The sequence below is a fragment of the Phaeobacter sp. S60 genome (assembly GCF_000826845.1).
Lineage (GTDB): Bacteria > Pseudomonadota > Alphaproteobacteria > Rhodobacterales > Rhodobacteraceae > Phaeobacter > Phaeobacter piscinae.
Genome location: NZ_JSWJ01000042.1, coordinates 15,363 through 30,277 on the forward strand (window position 1 = coordinate 15,363; position 14,915 = coordinate 30,277).

26 protein-coding genes and 1 tRNA gene are annotated in these 14,915 nt (G+C 57.8%); 13 read left to right on the forward strand and 14 right to left on the reverse strand.

Annotated elements, in window-relative coordinates:
* Positions 1 to 78: 78 nt before the first annotated feature.
* The 9 genes from OO25_RS21785 to OO25_RS21815 are packed head-to-tail and all read left to right on the forward strand — an operon-like array spanning position 79 to position 5,977.
* Positions 79 to 915, forward strand: a complete 837-nt coding sequence (locus OO25_RS21785; RefSeq protein WP_040182910.1) for a hypothetical protein — start codon at positions 79 to 81, stop codon at positions 913 to 915.
* Positions 916 to 925: 10 nt separating this feature from the next.
* Entirely contained in the window at positions 926 to 3,508 is a 2,583-nt protein-coding gene (locus OO25_RS21790) for a hypothetical protein (protein ID WP_040182911.1), read from the forward strand.
* A gap of 1 nt (position 3,509) precedes the next feature.
* A complete protein-coding gene (locus tag OO25_RS22880; RefSeq protein ID WP_139044821.1) occupies positions 3,510 to 4,205 on the forward strand; it encodes a hypothetical protein in 696 nt (231 codons plus the stop codon).
* Positions 4,206 to 4,207: 2 nt separating this feature from the next.
* Positions 4,208 to 4,411, forward strand: a complete 204-nt coding sequence (locus OO25_RS21795; RefSeq protein ID WP_139044822.1) for a hypothetical protein — start codon at positions 4,208 to 4,210, stop codon at positions 4,409 to 4,411.
* Positions 4,408 to 4,578, forward strand: coding sequence for a hypothetical protein (locus OO25_RS23100; RefSeq protein ID WP_175304868.1), 171 nt, complete (start codon positions 4,408 to 4,410; stop codon positions 4,576 to 4,578). Before OO25_RS21795 ends, OO25_RS23100 begins: the two co-directional genes overlap by 4 nt.
* Entirely contained in the window at positions 4,571 to 4,987 is a 417-nt protein-coding gene (locus tag OO25_RS21800) for a hypothetical protein (RefSeq protein WP_040182916.1), read from the forward strand. Before OO25_RS23100 ends, OO25_RS21800 begins: the two co-directional genes overlap by 8 nt.
* A gap of 59 nt (positions 4,988 to 5,046) precedes the next feature.
* Positions 5,047 to 5,556 (forward strand): M15 family metallopeptidase, encoded by a 510-nt coding sequence (locus OO25_RS22430; RefSeq protein WP_082035398.1) that lies wholly within the window; start codon positions 5,047 to 5,049, stop codon positions 5,554 to 5,556.
* Positions 5,553 to 5,741 (forward strand): hypothetical protein, encoded by a 189-nt coding sequence (locus OO25_RS21810; RefSeq protein ID WP_052465767.1) that lies wholly within the window; start codon positions 5,553 to 5,555, stop codon positions 5,739 to 5,741. Before OO25_RS22430 ends, OO25_RS21810 begins: the two co-directional genes overlap by 4 nt.
* Complete coding sequence (locus OO25_RS21815) at positions 5,738 to 5,977, forward strand: hypothetical protein (RefSeq protein WP_040182917.1); 240 nt, start codon at positions 5,738 to 5,740, stop codon at positions 5,975 to 5,977. The genes OO25_RS21810 and OO25_RS21815 overlap by 4 nt, the downstream gene beginning before the upstream one ends.
* Before the next feature lie 170 nt (positions 5,978 to 6,147).
* Here OO25_RS21815 and OO25_RS21820 read toward each other — a convergent pair whose 3' ends face one another.
* The 5 genes from OO25_RS21820 to OO25_RS21840 all read right to left on the reverse strand — a co-directional run bounded on the left by OO25_RS21820 (position 6,148) and on the right by OO25_RS21840 (position 7,831).
* The gene (locus tag OO25_RS21820; RefSeq protein ID WP_040182918.1) at positions 6,148 to 6,399 is read right to left on the reverse strand and encodes a hypothetical protein; all 252 of its coding nucleotides are present in this window, start codon (positions 6,397 to 6,399) and stop codon (positions 6,148 to 6,150) included.
* Between the two features lie 22 nt (positions 6,400 to 6,421).
* The gene (locus tag OO25_RS21825; protein WP_139044823.1) at positions 6,422 to 6,970 is read right to left on the reverse strand and encodes a twin-arginine translocation signal domain-containing protein; all 549 of its coding nucleotides are present in this window, start codon (positions 6,968 to 6,970) and stop codon (positions 6,422 to 6,424) included.
* A 224-nt stretch (positions 6,971 to 7,194) separates the two neighbouring features.
* Positions 7,195 to 7,452 carry a hypothetical protein gene (locus OO25_RS21830; protein ID WP_027247895.1) on the reverse strand — a complete coding sequence of 86 codons (258 nt, stop codon included), beginning with the start codon at positions 7,450 to 7,452 and terminating at the stop codon, positions 7,195 to 7,197.
* Between the two features lie 24 nt (positions 7,453 to 7,476).
* A tRNA-Arg gene (locus OO25_RS21835) sits at positions 7,477 to 7,553 on the reverse strand.
* An 8-nt stretch (positions 7,554 to 7,561) separates the two neighbouring features.
* The gene (locus OO25_RS21840) at positions 7,562 to 7,831 is read right to left on the reverse strand and encodes a zinc ribbon domain-containing protein (protein ID WP_052465768.1); all 270 of its coding nucleotides are present in this window, start codon (positions 7,829 to 7,831) and stop codon (positions 7,562 to 7,564) included.
* 126 nt (positions 7,832 to 7,957) lie between these two features.
* Here OO25_RS21840 and OO25_RS21845 point away from each other — a divergent pair, with 126 nt between their 5' ends.
* Positions 7,958 to 8,185: a hypothetical protein gene (locus OO25_RS21845; protein ID WP_040182921.1), complete on the forward strand. Its 228-nt coding sequence runs from the start codon at positions 7,958 to 7,960 to the stop codon at positions 8,183 to 8,185.
* 10 nt (positions 8,186 to 8,195) lie between these two features.
* Positions 8,196 to 8,582 (forward strand): hypothetical protein, encoded by a 387-nt coding sequence (locus tag OO25_RS21850; RefSeq protein WP_040182922.1) that lies wholly within the window; start codon positions 8,196 to 8,198, stop codon positions 8,580 to 8,582.
* A gap of 194 nt (positions 8,583 to 8,776) precedes the next feature.
* Here the strand turns inward: OO25_RS21850 and OO25_RS21855 are convergent, their stop codons facing one another.
* A complete protein-coding gene (locus tag OO25_RS21855) occupies positions 8,777 to 9,979 on the reverse strand; it encodes a site-specific integrase (RefSeq protein WP_040182923.1) in 1,203 nt (400 codons plus the stop codon).
* A gap of 299 nt (positions 9,980 to 10,278) precedes the next feature.
* Here OO25_RS21855 and OO25_RS21860 point away from each other — a divergent pair, with 299 nt between their 5' ends.
* The gene (locus OO25_RS21860; protein WP_040182924.1) at positions 10,279 to 11,241 is read left to right on the forward strand and encodes a site-specific integrase; all 963 of its coding nucleotides are present in this window, start codon (positions 10,279 to 10,281) and stop codon (positions 11,239 to 11,241) included.
* On the opposite strand, the gene OO25_RS21865 is transcribed toward OO25_RS21860, so the two are convergent.
* The 5 genes from OO25_RS21865 to OO25_RS23155 all read right to left on the reverse strand — a co-directional run bounded on the left by OO25_RS21865 (position 11,238) and on the right by OO25_RS23155 (position 13,197).
* Positions 11,238 to 11,468, reverse strand: coding sequence for a hypothetical protein (locus OO25_RS21865; protein ID WP_052465769.1), 231 nt, complete (start codon positions 11,466 to 11,468; stop codon positions 11,238 to 11,240). The two genes, OO25_RS21860 and OO25_RS21865, sit on opposite strands and share 4 nt — an antisense overlap.
* The gene (locus tag OO25_RS21870) at positions 11,465 to 12,118 is read right to left on the reverse strand and encodes a recombinase family protein (protein ID WP_052465770.1); all 654 of its coding nucleotides are present in this window, start codon (positions 12,116 to 12,118) and stop codon (positions 11,465 to 11,467) included. Before OO25_RS21870 ends, OO25_RS21865 begins: the two co-directional genes overlap by 4 nt.
* Positions 12,119 to 12,183: 65 nt before the next feature.
* Positions 12,184 to 12,444: a hypothetical protein gene (locus tag OO25_RS21875; RefSeq protein ID WP_040182926.1), complete on the reverse strand. Its 261-nt coding sequence runs from the start codon at positions 12,442 to 12,444 to the stop codon at positions 12,184 to 12,186.
* A gap of 23 nt (positions 12,445 to 12,467) precedes the next feature.
* Positions 12,468 to 12,806, reverse strand: coding sequence for a hypothetical protein (locus OO25_RS21880; RefSeq protein WP_040182928.1), 339 nt, complete (start codon positions 12,804 to 12,806; stop codon positions 12,468 to 12,470).
* A gap of 19 nt (positions 12,807 to 12,825) precedes the next feature.
* Positions 12,826 to 13,197, reverse strand: coding sequence for a hypothetical protein (locus OO25_RS23155; protein ID WP_052465771.1), 372 nt, complete (start codon positions 13,195 to 13,197; stop codon positions 12,826 to 12,828).
* 30 nt (positions 13,198 to 13,227) lie between these two features.
* On the opposite strand from OO25_RS23155, the gene OO25_RS21890 reads away from it, so the two are divergent.
* The gene (locus OO25_RS21890) at positions 13,228 to 13,629 is read left to right on the forward strand and encodes a hypothetical protein (RefSeq protein ID WP_052465772.1); all 402 of its coding nucleotides are present in this window, start codon (positions 13,228 to 13,230) and stop codon (positions 13,627 to 13,629) included.
* Here OO25_RS21890 and OO25_RS21895 read toward each other — a convergent pair.
* The 3 genes from OO25_RS21895 to OO25_RS22355 all read right to left on the reverse strand — a co-directional run bounded on the left by OO25_RS21895 (position 13,620) and on the right by OO25_RS22355 (position 14,896).
* Positions 13,620 to 13,889: a hypothetical protein gene (locus OO25_RS21895; protein ID WP_040182931.1), complete on the reverse strand. Its 270-nt coding sequence runs from the start codon at positions 13,887 to 13,889 to the stop codon at positions 13,620 to 13,622. The two genes, OO25_RS21890 and OO25_RS21895, sit on opposite strands and share 10 nt — an antisense overlap.
* The gene (locus tag OO25_RS22885; protein ID WP_139044825.1) at positions 13,886 to 14,197 is read right to left on the reverse strand and encodes a hypothetical protein; all 312 of its coding nucleotides are present in this window, start codon (positions 14,195 to 14,197) and stop codon (positions 13,886 to 13,888) included. Before OO25_RS22885 ends, OO25_RS21895 begins: the two co-directional genes overlap by 4 nt.
* A 111-nt stretch (positions 14,198 to 14,308) precedes the next feature.
* Positions 14,309 to 14,896: an acyl-homoserine-lactone synthase gene (locus OO25_RS22355; RefSeq protein WP_052465773.1), complete on the reverse strand. Its 588-nt coding sequence runs from the start codon at positions 14,894 to 14,896 to the stop codon at positions 14,309 to 14,311.
* Positions 14,897 to 14,915 lie beyond the last annotated feature (19 nt).

The window sequence follows — 14,915 nt, forward strand, 5'->3', positions numbered from 1 at the left end:
TCCATCCACACAACTTAATCACGAACAGGCCGCCAGTCCAGAGCGGTCCGCACAATTCCCCACATAGAGGCGAAAACCATGGCGAACAGGGTTCTGATGCCCCGTGCGCTGGATGGCAATGGCGACATTGTCCCCGGTGCAATGGCGTATTTTTTCAAGGAGGGCACGGTTTCCCCTCTGACGGTCTATTCGGACAAGGCTGGAACGGTTGTGGTTCCTCCGCCTCTGGTGGCGGACAGCGCGGGCAACTTCATCGCAGTGTTCACGGACAAGGTTCTGAAACTGGATATCCGCGATCCTGACACGAACACCAGCTTGCCAGGGTTCCCGTCAGATAACTGGCACGTCACCACCACAGACGAGACCGGCGCGGGGCTGGTGAAGTTCACCCCGATCACCGGGAACAGCGCGACCAACGTGCAGGCAGCGATTGCGAACCTTACCGGGCTTTGGAACGCGGTCACGGCCTACGGCAAGTCTCTCATTGCAGCGTCTGACGCGGCGTCGGCCCGCACCACTCTTGGCCTTGGCGCCGTGGCCACACGCGGGTTTCTCGATGAGGACGACATGGCAAGCGACAGCGCAACCGCCGCGCCCAGCCAGCAGTCGGTCAAGGCGTTTGTGGGCACTGAGGTAGACGGCAAGGCGCTGGGTGTGGGGCAGTCTTGGCAGAACCTGACCGGGTCGCGCAACGCCAATACCTCCTATCAGAACGCCACCGGGCGCCCCATTCAGTGGATGGTCCACGGGTCCACCAGTGGTCTTGCGCAGGTTTCAACTGACGGGAGCGCATGGGTGACCATCGCCACCCTCGGCGCGCCGGGTTCGTTTGAAACCGCAGCCTCTGCAACAATTCCGCCGGATCATTTCTACCGGACAACTGGCGGCTTCACAAACTGGTCTGAGCTTCGCTGAGGGATAGAGCATGACAAGAACACCGCAGAAAAACGCGAACGAACTCCCGCAGGTCGAGACGCTTGGCCCTGAGAACACGGTTTTGGTCGAGGTTGACGGCGATATCTCCCGCGTCCCGGCAAGCGCTCTCAGCACCTCGGCGGTTCAGGGTGTCAACATCCGCAGCGATGGCAACCCGCTGGGCACCGCGACCGCGATTGACCTGATCGGCGGCGATGTGGAGCTGACCGGAAACCTTGCGACCGTGACCCTGCCGGACGGCACAGGCGGCGCGGGCGATATCAAGTCATTCGCCAACGGGACCGATTTGCGCGCGGACGCAACAGATAGCTACCCGGTCGGGACCATTCTCAGCGCTGAGACGGAAAACACCCGATACATCGTCACTAACGCGTCGGAAACTGACCCTGATCTAACCACCATTGGCGGCGTTAAGGCGTTCGAGATCGGGCCTGAGTTCTCCGACATCTACAAGCTGCGCGGCGCGATCCAGCGTGGTGACCTGCGCGACGGCCAGCGGGTTTTCTGCAATGGTGCGAGCCACACCGTAGACAGCACCGCGACAGGTCTGGACAGCGCCCTGTGGGGGTTCGACGTTGATGGGCTGCGGCGCGAGGGCGGGCAGCTTGACAACCTGTTCCTTATGTCGGCGTTCAAAAACCAAGATGTGACCGCGCAGTATTTCCACCTCTCCAATGACGGGGTGACGCTCAAGCGCCTGAACCAGTTCCCTGTGATCCGGGGCGCGGGTGACGCGACAACCGGCGGGCGCGACAGCCAGCCATTCTGGGCGCGCCGTCGCCGCATGGACCCATGGTTGATGCCTGTAACCGCAGGCGATGGGCTAGATTACGACTTCTCGGTCTATGTCCTGAGCGCTCTTGGCACTCCGGTGAACATCAAATGCCAGCTACAGGGCAGCAACGCCTTTGGCGGGGTGCGCGGGACAACGCTTCCGGGGGCGACCCGTGCGGCAGATCTGCTGTGGGGGCCACGGCTCCACAACATCGGCGACAAGGTCTATCTGACCATCAGCATTCGGACGCAGGACGATTACACTGACGGGTTCGGCAATCAGTCCCCGACATTCCGGCCATATATTGCTGAATGCCTTGATATCGACACGCTGACATTCGGCCCGCCGGTCGCGATGAATGTTGGCACCACCACGACCGCGATGCTTGAGCCTGACCTTACGCAGGCCGATGACGACACGTGGTACATGTGCATCAAGAACAGCGCGAACCGCAATATTGAGATCCATTCGGCCACTGACCCCATCGGCGGCGCATGGTCGTCTGTCACCACCCTTGATCTGGACGGCACCTTGAACAGCCTTGAGGGGTCGATCTGGGTTCGTCAGGTCTACAAAGACGCCACCACGGGCGCGCGAACCCTGAAATATCGCGTCCATGCCGCCAACAACCGCAACGGCGACAACGAGCTGCGCGGCGTCCCGGTCGAGTTCGTCAGCACCGGCGGTCCTGAGGGGCCATATGGATCGGCGCAGGATGTGAACAACAGCCATTCAATGCGCAATGGCGATATCGTAAATGTCGCTCTTGAGCCTGACCCGCGCGCAATGCGGTCCCTGCTCGATGCTGCCACGTCCTTTGCCGGGGAATACCCTGTGGGCGTCGATGAGTGCATTCGCCTGCCTGATGAACCGCACAACTTCACCCCGCAACAAGACTGCCTGTATTACGTCAACACTGCCGGATACGCCTGCACCCTGACTGTGGAGAAAATGGAAGCACGGCGTTACTGGCTGGCCTGTCTGAGTTCTGATGCCGGCACATACATCGACGTGGTGAACAACTCTCTTTGCGTTGGGAATACCCGGATCGGCGGGGGCGCGTTCCAGGTCACGGAATTCCTTTGGGTAGATTTCCTCGGCAAGTATGTTGGCGTTCAGAGTTATGCCGTGGGCGGTGGTGGATCGGCTGACGGCGTTGTAACCGGCGTTTCGTTCGACAGCGGAACCAATATCCTGACGCTCACCCGGTCGGTCGGCGGCGATCTGACGGCGGATCTGTCGGCGCTGGACGGCGGCAGCTCCGGCCTGATTTCTCAGACCCCGGCGGACGGTGCCAAGTTCATCGCCTCAGGCGTTCCCGGCGAGGAAAACACCGATGCTGGTGAGCTGAACCTGTACCCATCTGGAACTGATGGCGTGGGTATCGGGATCAGCCGCTTGGGCATGGCCATGTCTGGCGGCGCTGATCTGGGCTATGTCGAGGCGCGCAATAACGCGACCCTTGAAATCACCGTCGAGGGGGGTATCTCGCGCTATGCTGGCGCGGTTGCCAAGACCTCAGACCTTGGGGCGGCAACCGATGTTGACCCCAGCAACGGGGACTTTCAGGCGGTGACACTGACAGCGGCGCGGACGCTGAACCTCGTGAACTTCATTCAGGGCGACAAGGTCATGATCCGCGTTGATGGAGCCGACACCCATACGCTGACAATTGCCTCACCTACGGAGACGGTTAGGTGGCCGAACAATACGCCTCCGTCGTCTTTCAACGCAATCACGTTGATTGGCGCTACCCGTGAGGGCGGCGACATCTTCCTCGGCGCACTGGGGTTCTGATATGGATGTTGATTTTCTGTTTCAGCTTATCGCGGCGAACCAAGGCGGGGGTGGCGGGCCTTTGGTTGGCTCCACTACAATAGTCGCCACGGCAGGACCGTATTTAGACTGGGATTTCGCCAGCACTTTTCCCAACGCGCAGGTCGGCGATGCACTGATTGGCGTTGGGGCTGCGGACCGCAACGACTTGGGTTCAGCCATCTACACGTCTGGTTCTTTGAATGCACAAAAAATATCATCTGAATCAAGCAAATCTCCCGGATCCGCTTTCCTTCTAGCCACTTGGGACGGTGTAAACACTCGCATCACGAGCAACAATACAATACCTGTCGATAGTCCGAGTTACTATTGCGGCTGGGTTTTTGGGTTATTCAGGGGGTTTAATCCGGGTGGCGTGACCGCTTCTTCTATCAATGGTACAACAGGTATGCCTAACCCTCCATTAAGGTCCGGTTTCGCTGCAAACTCACTGGTTCTTGCCTGCGGGGCCATAGACGATGACGCGGTTACTGATGTAACACCGCCCGTTGGCTTCGATTTGGTAGGGTCACGCACGGCAAGCCTCACAGCAGGGGGCACTGCTACAGCTATGCTGGCTTGGAAAATCAGCACTGCAGGTGCGGAAGATCCAGGCTCATTTGGTGGTTCCGGTGGCGACTCATGGCGCGCGGCCACCTTAGCGCTACCGCCGGTGTAACCATGGACCTCTCCCTATTCATCGAGGAAATCGGAGGTGGGCTTAGCGCTGTTGTGATCGCAGCCCTGTCCTACGCCGTCGGCCACCTCTATCGTCGCAACAGCCTCCAAACCGACCGGCATTTAGACCGGGAGCGCGAACATAGTGCTGAGCTGGTCGAAACCATTCGCACAATCGACCGGTACGACAGGGAGCGGGGGCAATGAAGTGGCCCCAGTTTCTACGCGGGGTTGATGCCGCCGCAAAGAAAGCCGCCCTCGCGCGGGCTGAACTGCGCACGGACAAGCTGCGGGATGAGATGGCGAAGCGTCGCCGCGACCTCCTGCGCAAGACAATCGAGATAAGCCGGGGGGCAGAGACAAAAGATGGGTGATTGGGTTTCTTGGGGCGCTGGGGTTGCCCTGTTGTTCTACGGCGCGCTGGTGATGTGGGCGTATAGACCAACGCGCTGGACTGATCCTGACGCGCCGGGCTGGTTACAGGCCGCGATCTTCTGCGGTTTCCTTGCGGCGGTCGGGAATACGGCTTTCTGGCAGGTCTTGGGGCATCCAGCGGTCAATCTCGGTTGGCTCACCGTGGCGCAGCTGCGCGGGGCTGGCAATTGGCTTGACCTGCTGTTCAAGGGCGGCGGCGCTCTGGCGGCATATCTGCACCTCAAGGCCATGCACAAGTCCCTGAGCGACGAAGAACAGGCCCGGTGGTCTGTGACGGAAATGGCGTTCTATCCCAACAGGCGCTTGTGCCTGAGGGTGCTGGCCCGGATTACGTCCCGCCGGAAATAAACCACTAACAATCGAACCAGACGGCCCGCCAGCGGGCTTTCTTCGCATGGAGATAACGCATGTCATACAGCTTTTCAAAACGCAGCATGAAGCGAATGAGAGGCATCCACCCAGACTTGGTGGCGGTGATGAAACTTGCAATCAGCCGCAGCCCTGTGGACTTCACTGTTTTGGAGGGTCTGCGAACTAGAAATCGGCAGCGGCAGTTGGTCAATTCGGGGGCATCAAAGACTATGAATAGCCGCCATTTGACCGGGCATGCAGTTGACGTGGCTCCTCTGTTGGACGGGGAGGTGTCATGGGACTGGCCGCTATACCACCAGCTTGCGCCAGTTATCAAGGAAGCCGCCGAGGAACTGGATGTCGATATCGAATGGGGCGGAGACTGGACCAGCTTCAAAGATGGGCCGCATTGGCAGCTATCATGGAGCACATATAGCAAAGGCGACATGGCCCCAAGGGCGCACGTCGCCCGTCCCGACGTAGAGCCGCAACCGGAACTGGCCACGGCAGAGCGCCCTTGGTGGCTTTCTCTGATCAATTCACTGCTGAAAGGTTTTCGCAAATGATGAACTTCTCTCCGCTTGCTCGGATCGCCCTGCGTTATGTCGTGGGGGCGCTGTTCTTTGGCTCTGATCAGGTCGGCGCACAACTGGCCGCAGACCCCGATATCGTTGCCGTGTGTGCGTTGCTGATCGGCGCACTGGTTGAGGCGTCATATGCCCTCGCCAAGCGCAAAGGGTGGCATCTGTGATCTCCGCCCTCCTATCCCGCTCCTGGGGCTATCTGGTGGCCGCTGGGGCGATCCTCGCGGCTATCTGGGCCTATGGGCGGTCACAGAAGGCGGAGGGGCGCAAGGAAACGTACATCGAGACGCTGGAGGACAGCGCAAAGCGAAAGGAGGCCGGTCGTGAGGCAGTGGAAGATCTGCGGGGTAATAGCCGCCCTGACAACATTGAGCAGCTGCGGCGAAACTCTGACAGCTGGTGATGCGGGCTGCGGCTCTTACGGGGAGGCGCGGGCGACAATGCCCGGTGATCCTGAGGTGCTACCGGATAACTGGCTGTCATGGGTGACGAGAACAGATACTCGCATGACTGCAACGTGTAAGCCCCGCCAGTGAGCGGGGCTTTTTGCGTTTCGGGGTTGGGCCTTCTGGGCTAGGCTATGTGGGTCATTGCTGCCCAGGCGGCTGCCTTGCATGCCTCAAAGTCGTCGTAACCAGCACATCGCCCGCTAGCGATCTGCTCACCGTTCGCGTTCTTGATCTCGTATTCAGCAAAGTCACCGTCGAGATCCTGAACTTGAATAGTGAAGTCGCCAAGCTTGGCTGTTGCTGTGTCGCCATCACGGTTTTCAGTGTGCTTCCAGACGCCTCTCATGGCATAGAAACCTTTCTTCACTTTGTGCATATTTGGCTCCATCAAAGGGGGGTTAGCTGGACAGGTGCCAGCGCGGTTGATTGATCGGCGTGCCCGGTGCAGTCCCGACAATCCTGTCGAGCCTATCGGTCCTCGCTATCTGCAGGCATTCCTCGCAAAGGGCCTTCCCCTCGAACATCCTGCACTCCGTCGGCTCGCCATAATCGCAGGCCTCGCATGGGACATTGCACCCGGCCTTGATCCATTCGGCAAGGCTCGGATCGCGATCAACCGGCAGGTCGCTGTCGAACGCGAAGCCGTTATCTTTGATCCACGGCAGCGCGGCGTCGAGGTCGTCGTTGTGCTCGAAGCAGGAGGCATCTCCGCACTCAGGGCATTCGTCGCCTACGGTTCTTCCGTATTCTGTGGCGTATTGCGCGACCGCGTTCTCCATAGAGGTGGCGAGATATGGGTAGAGGAATTCGTCGGTTCCTACCGCAAACCATTGAAGCGAAGGCGTGCTTTGCGCCACCAGCGCCATCGCTTTTGGAATTGGCATCATCGCTGCGGCAGCGAGTGCGGTGGATCTTCCTAGAAAGCCTCTGCGGCTCATATTTCCCATGGGTGCCTCCGGGGATTGTTGGATTTGGCCGCGAAGATTATGATTGCGCCTTCGCTTCGCGCTTGGTTTTTAGCCAAAGCGCCGCCGCCAAACGTGTCGGGAAATGCTTGATGATTGTACCATCGTTAGTGATAGCCAAGGCTGCAAAGCGCTTTCGTTTCGTCCTGTGAGGGCAGGGCCAAATTCGTCTGTCCATCAAGTTTATGGTGCCTCCGGGGTTGGGTTTAGCAGGACTTGCGCCCTTGGATGCGGCGGTTGTTCTCCGCCTCAAATCCGAAGGCGATGATTTGCGCATGCAGAACCCAGTCGTCGGTTTCCATTGCGCGTGGGCGGGTGCAGATGCACGTGATTCCACCTGGCGAAAAATCTGATCTCCGGCAGAGCAGCGCCTCGTTCTGGCAGATCCGATCTTGAATGAACCAGCCATCAGGAAATCCATCCTTGATGATCCGGTCATTGAAACGGGGCTTCTGGGGTGACATGCGGCCTCCGGTGCGTTTCGGGGTTGGACTGCGCGGCGGGATTCGAACCCGCAATCTCAGAAATAGAAGTTCCGTGCCTTATCCAGTTGGGCTACGCGCAGAGAGAGGGTCAGGTGGGCTTTGGCTTTGTGATCTCGATTGAGGTCTTTTCGCCATGCACCCGAACGTTAAGTTCGATCTTCTCGCCCGATCCGGCACTGTCCAGAGAAGAAGCGGCCAGCATCAGCGCCTGAATTGGCCGCCACGCCTCCCAGTCCTGCCTCGTGAGCAAGTTGGACCCGCACTTCGGGCACGGCATTCCTACGTGTTCTGCGGTGATGTGCATCACTTGTTCGACATGCCCGCAACCGGCTGCATCGCATTTTAAAACTTCACTCATGGTCTCTCCGGTTTGTTTGTGAGATTATATTTACATATATAGAAACACGTGTAAATATGAACATTGAAACTGAGGCGTTTTTGTATGGATAAAAAATCGTGCGGAAACTAAAAGCGAGGTAGACGAATGATCGCAGCAAATGTTGAGGCCGCCACAGTGGGCAGACCACCTAAGAGAGCGCAGGATAAGTTTGGCAGTCCCAAACAGGTTACGCTTACACCGGGGCAGTGGGATCGCGTGAACGATCACCTCGCCGCGCAAGAGCTGCATTGGATGGAGTTTGTCCGCGCTGCCATCAGTGAAAAGCTGGATCGCGATGAAGCCGCCCAGTCAGACACCGACAAACCGAAATAGGAGCGAGGCGATGAAAGTAAATTTTGGCGACGGGACCCCGGATGATATCGTTATGGATTATGACGAGCGCCTATTGCGCCTAGAAAATCAATACAGTGATGACGAAATTCTGATCGAGGCGCGACGGCGCGGCTTGCTGATGAGGGTTGAGGCGAAGACAGAGGTCCCAGAACTCTATGCAGAAGATGGCCTGACCAAGGAAATACAGATTGAAAATACATTTGCTCAACTCGCTGACGGCGCGGCGCGCGAGTGCATCAGGCGTGGGAATCTTCCCGCTGGGGCGTCATGGGGTGCTGGCATGTCTACGTTCGGGGTGGGGCCGGTCCGGTCTCTGCGCATGGCGCTGAATTTCGTCATCAATCCTCGTGAGGCGAAGACGAGAGATGAAGACTAGAAGTGATAGGAGCGAGGTCATGGATAGACGAACATTTCTGGTAGCGGCAAGCGCGGCGGTTATCGCCCCTGCGCTCCCTTCACAATCTGGGCTAAACATCGGCTTAGAGTTCGGGTCGGGACCGGATCAAACCGTCACTCGATTGTTGGCCATTCAGAAGGGCGTCATTCGTGAGGTTCACCGTGTCACCGGCACTACCCGGCCCCACCCCGAATAGGCACCACGTTTTCTTTCGCCCCTGTCACGAACTGCGCCCATGCTTCCATGAGTGAGCGTCGGCGCTCCAGCATGTCAGACCGGGCATAGGCTCTTTCGACTTTCCCGCCGATGATGTGAGATAGGGCGGTTTCCGCAACGTCATAGTGCGCGGCGTCGGTATCCTGAACCCATGTCCTAAAGCTGGTGCGAAGGCCGTGGGGCGTCCCGGTCGGGTCGATCTTCTTGAACACCTTGCCGATTGCAACGTCAGATATGCCGCCGGATCGGCCGCCGGGAAACATATAGGCGCTGCGTTTCCACTTCTCGGCCCTTGCAACCACCTCAAGCGCGGCTGATGACAGCGGGACGCGGAAATCAGAAACCTTGCCCTCACTGCCCTTCATCCGGTCCTCTGGCACCGTCCACACGTCGCCATCTATCTCGGCAAACCGGGCGTCTCGGACCCCGGCAGATCGAACAAGCGTCAGGATCTTGAAGCGGAGGCAGAGGTGGGATGCGTCATCGCGGTTCAAGGCCGCATAGATCCGGGGAATGTCCTGCCATGCGGACGCGGGGGTCTTTTTGATCTGGTGCCGCACCTCGCCCAGCATGTGCTTAGCCATGTCCACCATGAACGGGTCGCATTCCACGCCTGAGAACCGCATATGCTCAAATATGATCTTGGTGCGCTGAATGGCCTTTTCTGCGGTAGGGTGCTTTTTCCTCCAGATCGGCGCCAGTGCCCGGTGAATGTCCGTCTGGTGGATCTGGGACATTCTCATCCCGCCGATGGCCGGCACCATGTAAAGCTTGATCGGGCTCAGCCAGCGCCCGCTTGCACCATCTCGCCGCAGTCCCGCCTTCTTTGCCTCAAAGGTGGTTTCTGCGGCCTCTGCGAATGTCGGGTCTGACCGGCTGGCTTCTGCGCGCTGATCCGCCCGCTGGCGGTCACGGGTCGCAATTGGGTCTTCGCCGGACCTTAGCGCCGCCTCCCAGGCGTCGCGAGACTTGCGCGCTTCTGCAAGGCTCACCGCAGGGTAGGGGCCAAGGCCCATTTCCCGGCTGCGCCCTTGGTGCTTGTAGCGGTAGATCCAGCGGCCTTTATCGGCCTCTCTTTTCAGCAGATACAGCCCCGCGCCATCGAACAGCTTGCCATTGCCGTTTTTGACTTCCACCGCCTTCAGCTTGTTTCTCGCCATGCTTGGCCCCCACTTTGGCCCCCAAACTGGCCCCCGCTGCAATCGGACAGGGGCGGACAGAATGCGACAGCCTGTGGAATTTATGGCCTGATATCAGTGGACGGGCAAATAAAAACGGATATAGTCGGACGGAATGTTGGTGCGCGCCGTCCGCACCATCATTCAAACAGAACTGAACATGTTTGAATATTTATTCATACAAATCTAGGTGGTTACGGATTTTGCTTGCCTGAGTGGCTACCCATGATGTGCAGGAATGTGTATTCGTTTACGCATATTTTCCGCACGGTGCGTAATTCATGGCGTCTATTCGTAAGCTAAAATCGGGATATCGGGCCGAGGTTGCCCGCAATGGTGTCCGAAAGTCAAAGGTATTTCCGACAAAGCAAGAGGCCAAAGACTGGGCCGCTCGGGCTGAGTTCGAAATATTGAACCACGACAAGGTTGCGGCGAAGCTGACGTTGGGCGAGCTGTTTGAGCGCTATGCTCGCGAGGTCTCGCCTTCAAAGCGGGGGCATCGCTGGGAGGTGATACGGCTGGAAAAGATCGGGCGAGATGAGATTGCCAAGATCCGGCTGGAGGATTTGTCTGCCAAGAATTTCGCAAAGTGGCGGGATCAGCGCCTAAAGGAAGTTGCACCCGCGAGTGTAATCCGCGAAATGCAGCTCATGTCATCAGTTCTGACCGTGGCGCGGAGGGAGTGGGAACTGATTGCAGCAAATCCACTCAGTGACGTGCGTAAGCCTACGAAACCGCAGCCCCGTGATCGGCTGCCGACTGCCAACGAAATCGAAGCGATGCAGTTGAGTGCGGGTGAAGATCTGACCAAAGCAACAGCGAGGGCGTTCCATGCGTTCAGGTTTGCTTTGGAGAGCGCAATGCGCGCGGGTGAAATTGCTGGCTTGGAGTGGGATCGGGTTGATCTGGATCGCCGGGTGGCTCTGCTAACGCATACCAAGAATGGCAGGCCGCGAGAGGTTCCGTTGTCGACCAAGGCGATTGAGCTGCTACGAGCCTTGCCGGATCTCAATCCGGTGTTTGGTCTTTCGTCTCGCCAGCTGGATGTTCTGTTTAGGAAGTTGCGGGATAGGGCGGATGTCACCGGTTTGACGTTCCACGATTCCCGTCATGCGGCGATCACTGCGCTCTCACGAAAGCTTGACGTACTAGCGCTGGCCCGGATGGTAGGGCACACGGATCTGAGGCAGCTGCGTGTTTACTATAACGAAAGCGCTGAAGAGTTGGCCAAGCGCCTGGACTAGGCATCTGGGTTCTTGACCAACTTTTGCTTTCGCTCAAGCTGGCCATCCCTGATCCATCGTCTTACGGTCGCTTCGGATTTACCCACTTTTTGCGCATATTCCGCGACTGTGATCCATTTTGCTGGCGGGCTGATTTTCGAGGACAATAGGAGACGCTTTATTTCTGTCAGCTCATCCTGGAGGCTTGCGAGCGCATTGGCATCTACGGCGATGAGTTGCTGTGTCATTTCTGGCTCCCGATAATGCTCTGAGTATTTCTTGAGGCTGGCAATTCGTGTTGTGCCTTGAAGTCTCTGACCCATTGATAGACGCGAGATTTGGCTATGCTGGGTCCGGGCATTGCCTTCATCACAGGGATTATCTTGGTCGCTGATACGCCCGCTAGGGCAAGTTCTGCGGCCTTCTCCCTCCGTTCCAGTGTCATTGTTTGCGGTCTGCCGTGACGCGCGCCGCGCTCACGGGCCGCTTTGACGCCTGCGATGGTGCGCTCTCTGATCAGGTCGCGCTCCATTTGTGCCAAGGCTGCCATGATGTGAAACATGCCTTTGCCCATCGGGCTGGCGAGGTCGAAGCGCTCTGTCAGGCTGACCAGCAGGACGTTGTTAGCCTCAAACACCTGCATCGCGCCGATGATGCCCAGCAGTGTACGGCCCAACCTATCCAGCTTCCAAACCACGAACTCGCCACCAGTCTCCGCCGCGGTTGAGATCGCCGCTTGCAGCCCTGGGCGGTTTTTCTTCGCGCCGCTCGTTTTGTCGGTGAAAATCATGGCGTCTGTGACGCCGTATTGTTTGAGGGCTGTAATTTGCATGTCGAGGTTCTGCTCTATTGTCGAGACGCGGGCATATCCCACTTTCACGGTTTCAGGCTTGGTCACGGTGTTCCTGCGTATGGTGCGGTTGCGGGCGCTTCGGTGCGTTTCGGGGTTGGGGTTTGTTGGAATTAGGGTTCTTTGGGGCTGGCAAGCGGACTCCATCCTACGATTTTGTAGCCTGCTGCCGAGGTCCAGCAGTCCTGGCTCATGTTCCAGCCCGCAACTTCCCACTGCATGTTGTCAGCGCGGATGTAGCCGATGGAAACAAACTCTTCGCCTGCGCCGTAGTCACCGATAGAAACGGCTCCCGTCTCGTTGTGCAGTTGTTCGCAAAGCACCTGCACCATTTCGTCGGTTGCTGGTGGTTCGTCTGGGTCTAGCTCCCACATCGTGCAACTCCTAGAGGTTGGGGTTATTCGGACTCTTCCGCGGTATCCATAATGTCCGCGAACCATTGGAATGCTTTCGCGCGCAGATCATCGAGAGATCGCGCCTGCAGGGTGGTTTCCATCTCCCAATCTCCGGCGAAGATGAATGCCTCGCTCTGCCCGTCCTCCTCAAAGTGAAAGAGCAAATCGAGGCCATCGATGCGCCACAGCTCCTCTGGGCATCCGCATTCATCGCTTGGAACCCTGGCGAGGATTGAGATGGGCTCAGCGCCCTTCGCAGATAACCTCGAGCCAATCCGCATCACGTTGAGCACGTTGGCGCCTTCGTCGCTGATGTAGTGATGTCCGATGAACGCTGTCATGGTGCCTCCGGTTTCGGGGTTAGGTGGAAAGGTGAGGGTTGATCGCTCGGGAATGAATCTTGACCGATGCGATCTCGGCCATGAATTCCACCAAGGGCCATTCGCATTCCGAGTGGAGGTATGCCGCATACCTTGCGGCAGAGTGGCTTTTGGCGGGCAGCAAGCTTGGAGGGTAATCACCCTGGCCCTTGTAGGTCACAGCATATCGCGCAGGGATGTGGAGGTTTTCGAGGATGTAATCTCGCAGAGCCGACCGCCCTTCACCAGTCACGCTGAAATAGGTCGAGCCATGAGCTTTGTTACCGCCGGTCCAATGCGGGGACGTGCGCATTCGTTCCGCAGTCTCGGTGTCGTCGCCAGTGCAGAAGTAGTTGCGGTACGTCTCGCCCATGACCTCATCCGGCCACGGGCAACCCAATGCATGATGGATTTCCTGAAAGTGGCGGTCATCAATTCGGGCATTGAATTTTCGCATGGTAACGGCTCCATCAAAGGGGGGCGGCTTTTAGGGTTGGCGCTGCGGGTGTGGTCAGCGGCTGCTTCTGGCGCGCTGCATTCGGCGGGTGCATTTTCTCCTGATCTGGCGTTGTTCTTCCTTCAGTTCGTGCAGGGCCCGTTCTTTTCTGCGGATGCGCAGGTGAAGGACTGCAAGGCGGCGCAGGTCCATTTCGTCGGCAAAGTGAAGCCACAGCGCCTTGAGGCCGAAGATCTCAATCTTTTTCAGGCTTTTGATGGTCTGCTTTGGCGCGTCCTGTGTACCTGTGACAGGTACACGGGGCTGGGTATGCGCACTGGTTTGCATGGTTGCTCCGATCACCGGTAAGGGGTCGATATTTTGCCTGTCCAGGCGTCGAATTCGGTGCGTAGGGCGGCGAAGCGATCGGCAGCGGCCTTGTTGCTGTTGAGCAGGCCACGGCTGTTCACGCCGCAGATCATGCGAACATATTCAGCGGCGGCGCTGGACATTAGCGATTTGCCGGGAAAGCCGCTGCGCTGTGCGGCGAATTCCTGAAAGCGCGGATCATTGCAGAGGATCCCTGCCTGCTGGGCGGGTGGCATCTCGGCAAAGGGCTGGCGGGTCATGCGATCGCGCCTTGGGCTATCAATGCCGGCGGACGGGCGGGAAGGCCTGTCGCGGCGATGTGGCGTCGGATGCGGTCCGCGATCCTGCTGGGTGGTTCAATCCGGTGCGCGGGTTCATCAAGCTTATCGAAATTGACGCGCTGGCCTCGGGCGGATTTCAGGACTGACCACGACCAAATGAATTTATTTGAATTGTTACAGTGCGCTATTGGGTTGCCCGCAGTGTCGAGCGCATCGGTCAGTAGGTCCCGCTCAATATCGCCTGTGGCGTTAGCAGGTGCGGGGTTTGTCTCAAATACATCGTCCACGCTGTACTCCATTCAAAATCTGTACCTGTATGTACATAAATATACGTAATGGTATAAATCAAGTCGTAAATATACATACAGGTACAAATGTGATGAATGTGAGAAGCTGCCCTAGCCAGTTCTGCGCATGTCGCTGCGAATATCGGTTCTCAGTGCGACATATTCTAAGCCATCGAACGTGACGGGTTTGCTCAACACGCTGACTTTGTATCCCAGTCGCCTGAGTGCCAAAGGCATTAGGCGGGGGGACAGTGTCAAGACTGACTGGGCCCCAACCTCAGCCAAGTATTCGTTTGCACGGGCAAGTATTACCCTAGTGATATGGGGGCTTCCTACGAAGCGGGTCATTTCCCATAAATCAGCGCTCGGGTGTAACTCGGCCTTCATTGCTGCGGGATCGAAGTCAACTGGCAGAGCGCCCGATAGGAAGTCGGCCAGCATGTAGGACAGATCTTGCCCCTGGCGCCGAGGTGTTATGCTGTCGGTGCGCATAAGTCGGGCTCCACCGATACATTTTCCATCTTCATATGCTACTATAAATTGAGCATTCGGGAGGTCGTATTCATCCCATTCGACTTGCGACGTATGGACGAGATCCCATCCTAGTCGATCTACAAATTCCTCCTTCCTGATTGCCATAAAGTCCAGAATGTTTTGATGGCTTACCTCGGAGGGGTTTGGTCCGACGATTGAAATCATTTTTCTACTCCTGAATTTA

What these genes read in the sequence shown, in the direction of transcription:
- OO25_RS22880 (WP_139044821.1), top strand. Translation starts at nt 3,510, where the DNA reads ATGGATGTTGATTTTCTGTTTCAGCTTATCGCGGCGAACCAAGGCGGG.
- OO25_RS21860 (WP_040182924.1), top strand. Translation starts at nt 10,279, where the DNA reads ATGGCGTCTATTCGTAAGCTAAAATCGGGATATCGGGCCGAGGTTGCC.
- OO25_RS21800 (WP_040182916.1), top strand. Translation starts at nt 4,571, where the DNA reads ATGGGTGATTGGGTTTCTTGGGGCGCTGGGGTTGCCCTGTTGTTCTAC.
- OO25_RS21830 (WP_027247895.1), bottom strand. Translation starts at nt 7,452, where the DNA reads ATGTCACCCCAGAAGCCCCGTTTCAATGACCGGATCATCAAGGATGGA.
- OO25_RS21785 (WP_040182910.1), top strand. Translation starts at nt 79, where the DNA reads ATGGCGAACAGGGTTCTGATGCCCCGTGCGCTGGATGGCAATGGCGAC.
- OO25_RS21895 (WP_040182931.1), bottom strand. Translation starts at nt 13,889, where the DNA reads ATGACCCGCCAGCCCTTTGCCGAGATGCCACCCGCCCAGCAGGCAGGG.
- OO25_RS21855 (WP_040182923.1), bottom strand. Translation starts at nt 9,979, where the DNA reads ATGGCGAGAAACAAGCTGAAGGCGGTGGAAGTCAAAAACGGCAATGGC.
- OO25_RS21850 (WP_040182922.1), top strand. Translation starts at nt 8,196, where the DNA reads ATGAAAGTAAATTTTGGCGACGGGACCCCGGATGATATCGTTATGGAT.
- OO25_RS21795 (WP_139044822.1), top strand. Translation starts at nt 4,208, where the DNA reads ATGGACCTCTCCCTATTCATCGAGGAAATCGGAGGTGGGCTTAGCGCT.
- OO25_RS21790 (WP_040182911.1), top strand. Translation starts at nt 926, where the DNA reads ATGACAAGAACACCGCAGAAAAACGCGAACGAACTCCCGCAGGTCGAG.
- OO25_RS21810 (WP_052465767.1), top strand. Translation starts at nt 5,553, where the DNA reads ATGATGAACTTCTCTCCGCTTGCTCGGATCGCCCTGCGTTATGTCGTG.
- OO25_RS21880 (WP_040182928.1), bottom strand. Translation starts at nt 12,806, where the DNA reads ATGACAGCGTTCATCGGACATCACTACATCAGCGACGAAGGCGCCAAC.
- OO25_RS21890 (WP_052465772.1), top strand. Translation starts at nt 13,228, where the DNA reads ATGATGGATTTCCTGAAAGTGGCGGTCATCAATTCGGGCATTGAATTT.
- OO25_RS21825 (WP_139044823.1), bottom strand. Translation starts at nt 6,970, where the DNA reads ATGGGAAATATGAGCCGCAGAGGCTTTCTAGGAAGATCCACCGCACTC.
- OO25_RS21865 (WP_052465769.1), bottom strand. Translation starts at nt 11,468, where the DNA reads ATGACACAGCAACTCATCGCCGTAGATGCCAATGCGCTCGCAAGCCTC.
- OO25_RS21820 (WP_040182918.1), bottom strand. Translation starts at nt 6,399, where the DNA reads ATGCACAAAGTGAAGAAAGGTTTCTATGCCATGAGAGGCGTCTGGAAG.
- OO25_RS21840 (WP_052465768.1), bottom strand. Translation starts at nt 7,831, where the DNA reads ATGAGTGAAGTTTTAAAATGCGATGCAGCCGGTTGCGGGCATGTCGAA.
- OO25_RS21845 (WP_040182921.1), top strand. Translation starts at nt 7,958, where the DNA reads ATGATCGCAGCAAATGTTGAGGCCGCCACAGTGGGCAGACCACCTAAG.
- OO25_RS23100 (WP_175304868.1), top strand. Translation starts at nt 4,408, where the DNA reads ATGAAGTGGCCCCAGTTTCTACGCGGGGTTGATGCCGCCGCAAAGAAA.
- OO25_RS21875 (WP_040182926.1), bottom strand. Translation starts at nt 12,444, where the DNA reads ATGTGGGAGCTAGACCCAGACGAACCACCAGCAACCGACGAAATGGTG.
- OO25_RS22355 (WP_052465773.1), bottom strand. Translation starts at nt 14,896, where the DNA reads ATGATTTCAATCGTCGGACCAAACCCCTCCGAGGTAAGCCATCAAAAC.
- OO25_RS23155 (WP_052465771.1), bottom strand. Translation starts at nt 13,197, where the DNA reads ATGGGCGAGACGTACCGCAACTACTTCTGCACTGGCGACGACACCGAG.
- OO25_RS22430 (WP_082035398.1), top strand. Translation starts at nt 5,047, where the DNA reads ATGTCATACAGCTTTTCAAAACGCAGCATGAAGCGAATGAGAGGCATC.